This window comes from Rosistilla ulvae, assembly GCF_007741475.1.
Classification (GTDB): domain Bacteria; phylum Planctomycetota; class Planctomycetia; order Pirellulales; family Pirellulaceae; genus Rosistilla; species Rosistilla ulvae.
Genome location: NZ_CP036261.1, coordinates 6,866,357 through 6,877,666, shown reverse-complemented (window position 1 = coordinate 6,877,666; position 11,310 = coordinate 6,866,357). Strand labels below are relative to the sequence as shown.

The window sequence follows — 11,310 nt, the reverse complement described above, 5'->3', positions numbered from 1 at the left end:
CAGACCATCACGTCCAACACGGGGTGGCGATCATATGGCTGTCCGGGTTTGGGCTGCTCTTCTATCTCAAAAAACGCCGCTTCGCCGGAGTCCTCACCGCCCTGGCGGGAACCATCGCCGTGTTGGCGGTCTGGATCCTCGGCGTCGCCTGAGTATCCAAAACAATGGAATTGGGGAAGCTGCCCTGTGTCGGCTTCCGGCTTGTGAGGAATGCACGCCCATCGTTGGAACCGGAACGAAGCCGCGGCAGCGGCGGTCGCATAAAGCCTGCGGCGCCAGCCGCAGGTGCTGTAGATGTCGCCTGAAACACAAGCCCCGGTCAGGGGCGACAGGATTCGAATCTGTCGCCCCTGACCGGGGCTTTGTTCTTGTTTGTGGGACGCTGTCCTGCGGCTTGCGCCGCAGGCTTTATGCGACCGCCGCAGCCGCGGCTTTGGGAATTGGGGTGCTGGAAATGCCCGGACGCGCGGGGCGATGCCCACGCGGTTAAACGAGAGAGGGGCCGCGAGATTGTTTAACCGCGAGCCCGCAGGGCCGCGCGCGAATGCTGGTTCGAGTACCTGGACGCGCGGGGCGATGCCCACGCGGTTAAACGAGAGAGGGGCCGCGTGATTGTTTAACCGCGAGCCCAGCGGGCCGCGCGCGAATGCTGGTCGAATGCCCGGACGCGCGGGGCGATGCCCACGCGGTTAAACGAGAGAGGGGCGGTGAGATTGTTTAACCGCGAGCCCAGCGGGCCGCGCGCGAATGCTGGTCGAATGCCGGGACGCGCGGGGCGATGCCCACGCGGTTAAACGAGAGAGGGGCCGCGTGATTGTTTAACCGCGAGCCCAGCGGGCCGCGCGCGAATGCTGGTCGAATGCCGGGACGCGCGGAGCGGTGCCCAGGCGGTTAAACGAGAGAAGGGCCGCGAGATTGTTTAACCGCGAGCCCAGCGGGCCGCGCGCGAATGCTGGTCGAATGCCGGGACGCGCGGGGCGGTGCCCACGCGGTTAAACGAGAGAGGCGGCCTGATTCGGCTACGCTTTCAGTTCGCTGAGGACGCGGCGGACGATGGCGTCGATGCTTTCGGGAGTCGCGGAGGCGGAGGTTACGGCGCCGTTGGTGTACGACGTCAGCATTCCTTTGATTTTGGCTTCGGTCTGCGCACTCTTGTCGTATTGTGCGGCGGTCATCGGTTGACGACTGCGGCCCATGTCCCAGCCGCGAGTTCGCAGGCCGGCGCGGAAGCCTTCAGGGAATTCGCCCGTTCCGATCATCGTATCGAACAGCGGCGTCAATTCGTTTTGCAAGCGAACCGCTTCGCTCAAGTCGCCCGCTTTGCAAGCCTTGTAGACCGCGGCGGTCAGTTCGGGGACAACACCGCTGGTCGCGTTGGTGCCACCATCGGCTCCCATCAACAGCATCGCTGACAACGAAGCATCCCAGCCCGTCAAGAAACTGAACTCCGGTCGCTGCGGGCGAATCGCGGCGATCATCCGCATCATGTGTGGCAGGTCGCCCGAGCTGTCTTTGATGCCGACGACGCGAGGGCACTCTTCGGCCAGACGGCGGGCCGTGGCCAGATCGATCTCTGACGCAAACAGCGGAATGTTATAGAGCGTGACGTTGACCGAAACGGCGTCGGCGATTTCACGGAAATAACTGTAAACGCCTTCGTCGCTCAACTTGAAATAATAAGGAGCGACGATCGCAACCGCTTGGGCACCCATTTCGCCATACGCGTCGCAGGCCTCGATCGTTTCGCGGACGTTCGCTTCGGCGGCTCCAACCAAAACGGGAACGCGACCGGCGGCTTGATCGATCACGATTCGAGCGATCTCGCGGCGCTCGGCTGCGGTAAAGCGAACGAACTCACCCGTGCTGCCGTTGGGATACAGCCCATCGACGCCGTGGGCGATCAACCAATCGACGTAGCCTCGTAACGTTTGTTCATCGACGTTGCCGCGAGGGTCCAGCGGAACGATGTTTGGAGTCAGGATGCCAGTGATGCGATTGGATTGGGCCATCGATTCGCTAAGGGAAGGAGGGAGAGTATGGTCAGCGGGCAAGGAACAATGTAGCCTGAGCCAGCCCGATAGGTCGAGTATCGTCGCGATCGATCCTGATCGCGATGGGTTACTTACAATAGTAGTTTGAACCTATTGAGTTGGTACTGCCGAAGTTTCCGAGAAACGCAACAAAAATGACTTCCCGTCGCCGTAAACCGAAAACCCAGGGCGACCCACATCCACTTCCCCCTCCAGCGGTCGAGCCCGCCGAGCCTTCTTGGCTCCGTCTGGTCTACCAGATTGCGATTCCCGCCCTTCTGGGAGTTTGGCTTTGTGTGTGGGTCACACAGATACTGTATGACGGCGGTCAAACCGATCGCTCTCACCCCCGCTGGCATCTGCTGTTCAGCCTGTTTTTCTTGCCCGATGAGATCTTCGCCGCCTGGACCGATGGCGTGGTCAGCTGGCGCGGTTTGGTCGATCGGCTGCGGGTTTTGATGATTGTGACCGCTGTGACCTTGCCCAGTTGGCTGCTGGGAGGGCAATTGCTGCGAGTCAGCGGGATTGCTCGCCGGATGCGAGGGATCGAAGTCGCGATCCTTGGCCTGGCGATCGGGCTGTCGCTTCAAGCGACTGCAACACTGATGTTGGGGCTGGCCGGCTGGGTCAGCTATCGCACGGCGATGCCGATGTTGGGAGCCATCCAGATTGCGATCGCACTCGCACTGGGTGCCCACCGATCGATAGGTCGCGACCAAATTTGCGACGTCTGCAAACAGATGGCACGCCCCGCGGGAGAGCATCCGTTGGCGGTGGGGTTAACGCTGATTGGGATCGCGTTGGTCGCGATCCGCTGTCTGTTGCCGAGCAATGAATTCGACGTTTTGGAATACCACCAGGGGGCTCCGAAGCAGTGGTTTCAGGAGGGGCGGATCGGATTCGCCGAGCAAAACATCTATGCCAACATGCCGATGGCAGCGGAGATGCAGACGCTGGCGGCGATGTCCTGGGCCGGGGCTCTGGGAGTCGAAGACGCTTGGTGGTGGGGCGGCTTGGCGGGCAAATCGACGATGTTTCTGTACTGGATCGTGGCGATCGGAGCGACCGGTTGCTTGGCGCGACGCTGGGTCGGCGGCCAAGCTGCCTGCTGGTTGATGGCGGTCGCCTGCAGCGGTTTGGCGTTTGCTGAAGTCACCGTCTTGGGGCTGATCGAACCGGCGGTCGCCTGCTATTTCGCAGCCGCGTTGTTGGCTCTGGCCGCGCTGCGCCGCCAATTGGCAACGCAGCCGGCGGCGATGTTTTGGGTCGGCTTTTTGGCTGGCAGCGCGCTGGCCTGCAAATACCCGGCGCTGCTGTTCGTTTGCCTGCCCGTCGGCTCGCTGGCCGCGTGGCAGATCTTTCGCCAGCGATCGACAGTTCCGATCGACTTCCGTGTTCTGGGGATGTTTGTCTTAGGATGCGCCATCACTGCGGGACCTTGGTTGGCGAAAAATGCGGTGCTGGCGCATAACCCCGTCTATCCGTTGGCGGCTGGTTTGCTGGGCGGCTACCAGTTCTCCGAAGCCAAGATCGCTCAATGGCAAGCGGCCCACGCGGTTCCGACACGCTCGCTCTCGGCGCTGGCCGATTCACTGTTCAGCATCGCTTGGTCCTGGAAATCGCAAGGAGCGATCCTGCTCCCGCTGGCGCTGATCGGTCTGCTGCGGATCAAGCGATCCCCGGCGGTGCGGATTGCCGTGGCGATCGCGATCTTTGCGTTTGCTGTCTGGTGGTTGCTGACTCACCATCTGGAAAGGTTCCTATTGCCGGCGATCCCGCTGGCGATGCTGTTGGCTGGTTTTGGAATCCGGACGATGTTCCAGCAATTGGGGCGCCCGTTGGCCAGCATTTGCCTGACCGTGGGGATACTGTGCAATCTGGTCTTGATGGCTGTTTCGCCGACGATGGGAGACCCGCGGCTGTTAGTCGACACGAGTGCGATTCGCCGCGAGGGGATCGAGCCGACCGATTCGATTCGCGTTCCCGAACACGTCCTGTGGGCGAACCGGAACTTGCAATCGACCGATGGAGTGCTGTTGCTGGTCGGCGACGCAGCGATCTTTAATTATGAAGTCCCGCTGCGGTACAGCACCTGTTTCGATGTTTCGGATCTTTCGGAGATCGCCAGTCTGCCCGCCGATCAGTGGCGAGGGGAGTTTGAACAACGGGGGATTCGCCACGTATTGGTTCATTGGGGCGAGATCGATAGGTATCGCGGCGAGGGGAATTACGGCTTCGATCCGTCGATCACGCGGGAGCTGATTCGAGCGATGGTCGACCAAGGGGTACTCAAACCACTCGACACCGGACTCGATCCGCAGCGGGTCGAAGTCCTTGCCGTCAGTCCATAATACGGAGTGTCCCGAGAACGTGGGGCACTGGCGTTGAGTGAATCCCCGCCCCACGTAAAAACCTTTTCACGACAGCTGTCGGTTCTGCGATGCGAAGTCCCAGTCAAATTTTCGATTTCACGCCCAGCGGTTTGCGGTTGGGGCGTTGGCGTGGGACGACCTACGCGATCGGGTGGAGCTATCTGGGGCTGGGAGCGGTGTTGTTTGTCGCCGCGTGGTGGCTGAAGGTCTGGCCGGGGAACCAGGATTTGCCCTGGTTGGCACTTGTCGTTTGGTTGGCGATCGGAATTGTCGGCGGCTTGCAAGAAAGTGCTCACGCGGTGACGGCGTGGCTGTTGGGGGGCAAGTCGCGGTTGATGATGATCGCGGGGCACGGCGGTGCCGGTCAGTACCGAATCTTTGGCGGGCCGAGGCAAGCGATCGTCGCGGCGGCCGGTCCGGTAAGCAGCTGTCTGCTGACGCTGCTTGTCGCGGGGATCTTGATGTTTCGTGGCGAGGCGTCGTTGTGGCAGATGCTCGATCCGCTGCGGCCTCCCGAACTGGTCGGCCGGTTGAACCTCGTGTCGGTCGGAAAAGTTGTTGCCTGGATCGCGATGACACTCTCGGTTGTCCAGATGTTACCGCTGTGGCGATGCGACGGCCGGACATTATTAGACGGATTGGTGGCGACGTTCCGGCCGCACTACACGCCGTCGGCGAGAGCTCATGCCGCGGCAGTTGTGATCGGCTGGATCGCGTTTGCGATGGTCGGTTTGTCGCTGGGAGTGGCGATGTTTGAAGATCGCCAGGGGGTGCCGCGATGGCCCGTGCTGGCAGCGGTGGGACTGGTGCTGTGGATGTCGGGGCAGAAAGTCGATCCGCGGATTCGAGTGATCGATGCGAAGCACCAGCCGATCGGATGGTTGGGCGCGCGGCGGATTCGGCAAGCGCACCACCGCGAGGTTCGCGAAGCCTCCGACATCGCCAAGCTGGATGCGATCCTCGACCGGATGACCCAACACGGTGCCGATTCGCTGAGCCATGCCGATCGCGCGGTGCTGAAGCGGGCGAGCGCCGCTTTGAAGAAGCACTCAGGTAAATCGTAGTGAAGTCAAACTTCACCCTCCCGGCGAAGCAGGGAGGGTCGGAAAACGAGCGTTTAGCAAGTTTTCCGGGGAGGGATTCGCCGCTGGGGCGAGGGTGACAAATTTACTTGGGACGCCCCTCCCCGAACCTCGCTTCGCTTGTTCGACCCTCCCCTTCAAACTTCGTTTGAGGGAGGGTGTAGGGTGTTGTGAGGGGCGGCGAATGTGCACCCACCCGGCGAACTAACGGACGGTTGGGAAGCGATTGCCAAGCTGGTTTTTCGGGGAGGTCCGAATGCAAGGATCGGGCGGATTGGAATCGGCGTGCATCGCTTCATTGGGTGGTTTCAGCTTTGCGAGACTTTCCCGGGCGTGGTGGCTGGCATAGGATGAAGCGACCGATTCCACCCATGCTTTTCGAATATATCCCTATAGAGCTCGATGAACGACACCACTTCAAAATCCTCTTCCAGCCGCAAGTCGCCGACAAAGCTGACCGCTGGCGGTGGAGCGATCGGCATCCTGGTCGTTCTGTACGCGCTGCTGCAGCCGATCCTCAGCAAGCAGCTGGGAATCGACCTGCCGAAGATTCCGCTCAACGCCGGTGCCGACGCTCCCGCGGTCGCGGATGCTGATCGTTCGATCAAAACGACCGATGCTCCGTCCAAGTCGACAGCTCCCAAGATTCAAGTCACCTCGGGACGGGCTGATTCGCCGACCAAAACTGCTGCCGATGAAGGGGCTGCGGCTGGCGAGAGTTCGTCCAAGTTGGACCCGCAGAAGTCGGCGGCTCCCCAAACCGGCAGCGGTCCGCTGTCGCAGTTCAATCGCAGCAGCAAGAGCGACGATGCCAAACTGTCGCCGACAAAATCGGCACCTGAAAAAACGTCGACTGCAAAATCGGATCCCTCTCTAAAGTACGGGATCTTAAAATCGATCGGCCGGGATACCTACATGTCCCCCGCCGGTTTGCGTTACACACCGGGGAGCCAAGAAGGGCATCGGTTAAAGCATTTGGAGCGGCACACCGCCGATCAACCGAGCCGACCGGGAAAGCACGGCGTCTTTGATGGCGGGATGGAAAAGACGCTGTTGGTGCTGGATCAGGCTTATGAAAAAGGGAGCAAGGGAGGTCATGGAACAACTAAGACCCAAGACGACGGCCGCACGATCTACACCGTCGACATGGGGAAGCGGGTCGGATACATCGGCGGCCGCGATGGCAATCGGATGCGGAAACCGATGGCTCGCCGCGTGCGAATCGTGTTGGATGGCGATCGCGTGATCACCGCTTATCCGTTGTAGCGCCTCCGAAACAGCCGGAGCTCGTCGAAACCAATCCTGTTGTTCCCGACGTCGATTGCCGGATCGACCCCTGCGGCGAAAGCCTGTCGATTTCTCTCACCACACAAAATTTCAACGCCCATTCCGCACGTGTTGCGGCGACGTTTCCTGGAGACTGCATTGATGACGCCCCATTATTCGATCGATTATTGTCCGCGATGCGGTGCGGGCCTGTTGGGAATTCGAATCTGCGGCCTGGGAACCGACGAGCCTCACGGTTTAGTGGTCTGCGACGAATGCGAATCGATCTGGTTGGAACCGGATGTCACGACGCCGCATCAATATCCCGATGCATCCGACGCGCGATGCCCCAAGTGCAGCGATCCTCTGTGGGGACCGCAAAGCCGCTGGGCGACGAGCGCAGACCTGGTGCAACTTGGTTGGCAAGATCGCGTTGATCCCCAATTAAACGGCGAACCGGACGATCACATCGCCTAGCGATCGGTCGGCGTTTCATCGCAATACCGTTCAACGAAGGAGCCTCGGACCATCGTAAAGAATCAGCGGCGGGATGTAGTGGACGAGGTTACGAGTCCCAGCGATTTGGTCTGATTCAAAAGGACTCGTAACCTCGTCCACTACACTTCGTTGAACGGTATTACGTTTCATCGAATGGAAGTTCATCGGTTTGTCGCGACGCCATACCCTGTTTGAAGTGCCGCCGGCAGACCGACAGATAGCGTTCGTTGCCGCCGATCTGAACTTGGTCTCCCTGTTGGATCGGAGCTCCGTGCTGGTCGATCCGCAAGACCATCGTCGCTTTGCGACCGCAGTGGCAGATCGTTTTGACTTCGGTCAGCACATCGGCCCAGGCAAGCAGTTGCATGCTGCCGTCGAACAGCTTGCCTTGGAAATCGGTCCGCAGCCCGTAACACATCACCGGCACGCCCAACTGGTCGGCGACATCGCTCAACTGTCGCACTTGTTTGGCTGTCAAAAACTGAGCTTCGTCGACAAAGACGCAGTGCAGCGGAGCGACTTCCACTTGCGTCTTGACGCAGTGGTGGAGGTTTTCGACTTGATCAAAAACGATCGCATCGGCTTCCAGTCCAATCCGCGAACTCACCTTCCCAGTGCCGAATCGCGTATCGAGCTCGGGTGTTAAAATCAGCGTGTTCATACCCCGTTCGCGATAGTTGTAGCTGGATTGCAACAATATGGTTGACTTGCCAGCGTTCATGGCGGAGTAGTAGAAATAAAGTTTTGCCACGGTTGCCGATGTAAAGGTGGGTTAGTGGTGCATCTTTCGCTGGCGCAGTGTAAAGCGTACGATAGGCATCGATACCGACGAACCGTCGGTGGACTGTGCGAATTAAATTTGTGGGACCAAGCTTACACGGAACTATGAGTCGAAACCAGATTCTACTGTTGATCGTCATCGGCCAAGGGCTGGTGATCGCGTTGTTATTCGCGGTGCGTTACAAGCGCGATCTCGCCGACTCCAGCGATTCGGTTGGCGCGGTCCCGGTGGCTGAACGGATGGCCGACATCGCCGCTGGTGCACAAGAGTCGACGCTGGCCGAGGCGTTGACGATCGCTCGGCAAGGGTTGGCGGAGATGCGTGCGAATCTGATCGATTACCGCGGTCGAGTCGTCAAGCGGGAGCGGATCGATGGTCGTTTAGCCGCCGAGAGCGAGATGGAGATCAAGGTTCAGTGTCGTCGCTTTGAACAGGATCAGGTCGTTGCGCCGATGCGCGTCTACTTGAAATTTCTGCAGCCTCCAAGCGTCGCGGGGAGGGAAGTGATTTGGGCAGAAGATCAAAACGAAGGCCGGTTGATCGCCCATGAACCCGGCCTGCTGAACGTTGCTCAGGCGTCGTTGGATCCTCGCAGCGAGCGAGCGATGGATGGCAATCTGTATCCGATTACCGAGATCGGTTTGGTCAATCTCGTGGAACAGTTGATCGCTCGCGGAGAAAACGATCTCCAGGAATCAGATGTTCGGGTGACGCTTGTCCCCGAGCAGATGGTTGGCGATCGGGAGTGTCAACAGATTCGCATCGAATTGATTCAGCCGCACGACGAATTAAATTTCCAATACGCCGAAATTTTTATCGATAACCAGCGACAGATTCCGCTTCGCTATGCAGCCTACGGTTGGCCCAAGGGGGCGGCTGAAGAAGGTCGCGACGGATCGCCGGAGGTTCTCGAGGAATACACGTATTTTGACATTGAAACCAATGTGGGTCTCAGCGACGCGGACTTCGACCCCAGCAATGAAACGTATGATTTCCCGGCGTTTCGGATCAATCTGTAGCTGGTCTGTCCCCAGTGGAGCATTGAGGCTGCGGTCAATCTAACACCGTCTGCTGATTGAATATGTCGTATCTGAATCACAAATTCGCTCGCCCTCCTTCGACGGATGGTTCCCCGGCAGGTCGCCCGCAGGTCAATGCGGTGATTCCTCTGGTCTTGCTGGTCGCTGCGTTGATCGCCGGAGTCGTGATTCAAGGGAAAGTCGCCGATGTGACGATGGGAGTGGTCGGCAATCACTTGTCGACGATCCGCAATTCCAGTGTGTCGGCGGTGCGGTTGTGGTTCGGTGTCCAGGAATCGTATTGCCAAAGGGTCGCGGATTTGGTTCGTGCCCAAGCCCTCGCTTTTGAACGCCGTTCATCCTCGCGGGCGCTTTCGCCGCGTGTGCTCGAGACGGATACCCATTATCAAGAACTGCGGAATTTGCTGGCTCGGAATGTCGATTCCAATCGATACGTCGGGTGGACGCTGCAGTCGTCGGCTGGAGTAGTGTTGGCTGCATGGGATGATACGTTGGTTGGCCGCAGTGGATTTCCGTTGCCGTCGGATGCGATGAACCGCGCTGTTGGTGGTCGGGCGACGGTCAGTGTTCCGTTTCGCTCGCCCGTTCCGATCGCAAGTGGCGAAGAGGGAGGGGAAGCTGGCGCGGCGGTGATGGCTGCGATCGCGCCGATCATCGACGACAACGGGCGATGCGGTGTCGTGTTAGCGATCCTGCTCTCCCCCGACAACGATTTCTCGGCGGTGTTCAAGGCGTCGCAGATCGGTGACAGTGGGGAGACGTTCGCCTTCAATCGCGAAGGGATGATGATCTCGCGGTGTCGGTTTGAGGAAGAGTTGAGAGGGTTGGGGTTGCTGTCGCAAGACCCGGCTTTTTCGGCAGTTTTGAACGTTCAATTGCGCGATCCCGAGGTCGACATGCGGTCGGGGAAACGAACGCTCAAGCCAATGGATCAGCAACCGTTCACGCGGATGGCGTTGGATGCGACCCGTGGTGGGACCGGCGTCGATACCGTCGGCTACAACGATTGTCGCGGAGTCCCAGTGCTGGGTGCCTGGAATTGGTTGCCAGAGTACGGGATGGGGGTCGCCACCGAAATCCCGGTCGACGAAGCTTATCGACCGTTGAGCGTTTTGCGGTGGTCGAATTTTGGTCTGCTGTCGTTGCTGTTGTTGACCGGGGCGATGGTTGCGACAAACGCAATTCGGATCCGCAGGACGGAAAGCCAAGCGAGCAAAGAGCATCGATTGGCTCGGAAGCTTGGCCAGTATCGGCTCGAAGAAGTTCTTGGTGCTGGGGGGATGGGATCGGTCTACAAGGCGCAGCATGCGATGTTGATGCGCCCCGTTGCGATCAAGGTGCTCGATACGAAGGGGAGCGACCCGCAGCGACTGCATCGCTTCAAGCGCGAGGTCGAACTGACCAGCCAATTGCAGAACCCGCACACGATCGCGGTCTTCGATTACGGGCAAACGCAAAACGGCGATTTCTATTATGTGATGGAATATCTCGACGGCGTCGACTTGAGCGAACTGGTGCGGCAGTATGGCGAACTGCCAGCGTCGCGAGCGATCGCGATTCTGTTGCAGATCTGCGGATCGTTGATCGAAGCTCACGGCAAAGGTCTGATCCATCGCGACATCAAGCCGGGAAACATTATGCTGACCGAGTGTGGTGGGATCTACGACTTCGCCAAACTGCTGGACTTTGGGTTGGTGAAAGAATCGAGTCCCAACAGCGCCAACGTGACGCACGAGGGATCGCTGACCGGGACGCCGATGTACATGTCTCCCGAAGCGATCCGCAACGCAAAAAGCGTCGACCCCCGCAGCGACATCTATTCGATCGGCGCGGTCGGCTATTTCCTGGTCACCGGCAAACCGCTGTTCGATGCCGCCGGAACGCTCGACGCGATCCTGAACCAAGTGCAGGAGGAACCGCTGCTGCCGAGCGAGCGAGCGGGAAAAACGATCGACGGCAAGTTCGAAGCGGTGATCATGCAGTGCCTTTCCAAGAATCCAAACGATCGCCCCGATTCGGTTGACGACCTCGTCGACCTGTTGGAAGCCTGTCCCGACCAAGGGGATTGGAATCAAAACGTCGCCCAACAGTGGTGGCGCGACGTGTTCACCGGAAGCCAACGCCGATCGACAATCCTGAGCGGGAAGGATACGATCATTCCGACCCACGGCGACAACGAAGGTCTGCTCGACGCGCGGCTGACCGGGCCGGCGCAAGAGCAACCGGCATCGCGGTGATCTG

Annotated in this window: 9 protein-coding genes; 7 read left to right on the top strand and 2 right to left on the bottom strand. The window is 59.6% G+C overall.

Annotation, left to right across the window (positions count from 1 at the left end):
• The first annotated feature begins 23 nt into the window (after positions 1-23).
• Positions 24-152: a hypothetical protein gene (locus EC9_RS27210; protein ID WP_261342912.1), complete on the top strand. Its 129-nt coding sequence runs from the start codon at positions 24-26 to the stop codon at positions 150-152.
• An 867-nt stretch (positions 153-1,019) separates the two neighbouring features.
• Here EC9_RS27210 and EC9_RS24290 read toward each other — a convergent pair.
• On the bottom strand, positions 1,020-2,009 hold the full coding sequence (locus tag EC9_RS24290) for a dihydrodipicolinate synthase family protein (RefSeq protein ID WP_145348596.1): 990 nt from the start codon (positions 2,007-2,009) through the stop codon (positions 1,020-1,022).
• Positions 2,010-2,326: 317 nt separating this feature from the next.
• On the opposite strand from EC9_RS24290, the gene EC9_RS24285 reads away from it, so the two are divergent.
• From EC9_RS24285 to EC9_RS24270, 4 genes are all read left to right on the top strand, one after another.
• Positions 2,327-4,381, top strand: a complete 2,055-nt coding sequence (locus EC9_RS24285) for a hypothetical protein (RefSeq protein WP_218934401.1) — start codon at positions 2,327-2,329, stop codon at positions 4,379-4,381.
• 89 nt (positions 4,382-4,470) lie between these two features.
• Positions 4,471-5,466 (top strand): hypothetical protein, encoded by a 996-nt coding sequence (locus EC9_RS24280; protein WP_145348594.1) that lies wholly within the window; start codon positions 4,471-4,473, stop codon positions 5,464-5,466.
• A 420-nt stretch (positions 5,467-5,886) separates the two neighbouring features.
• Complete coding sequence (locus EC9_RS24275) at positions 5,887-6,750, top strand: hypothetical protein (RefSeq protein WP_246105854.1); 864 nt, start codon at positions 5,887-5,889, stop codon at positions 6,748-6,750.
• A gap of 162 nt (positions 6,751-6,912) precedes the next feature.
• On the top strand, positions 6,913-7,227 hold the full coding sequence (locus EC9_RS24270; RefSeq protein WP_145348593.1) for a hypothetical protein: 315 nt from the start codon (positions 6,913-6,915) through the stop codon (positions 7,225-7,227).
• A 160-nt stretch (positions 7,228-7,387) separates the two neighbouring features.
• Here the strand turns inward: EC9_RS24270 and EC9_RS24265 are convergent, their stop codons facing one another.
• A complete protein-coding gene (locus EC9_RS24265) occupies positions 7,388-7,999 on the bottom strand; it encodes a thymidine kinase (RefSeq protein WP_145348592.1) in 612 nt (203 codons plus the stop codon).
• A 134-nt stretch (positions 8,000-8,133) separates the two neighbouring features.
• Here EC9_RS24265 and EC9_RS24260 point away from each other — a divergent pair, with 134 nt between their 5' ends.
• A complete protein-coding gene (locus EC9_RS24260; RefSeq protein ID WP_145348591.1) occupies positions 8,134-9,048 on the top strand; it encodes a DUF1571 domain-containing protein in 915 nt (304 codons plus the stop codon).
• Positions 9,049-9,188: 140 nt separating this feature from the next.
• Complete coding sequence (locus tag EC9_RS24255) at positions 9,189-11,306, top strand: serine/threonine-protein kinase (RefSeq protein WP_218934400.1); 2,118 nt, start codon at positions 9,189-9,191, stop codon at positions 11,304-11,306.
• The last annotated feature ends 4 nt before the right edge of the window (positions 11,307-11,310 follow it).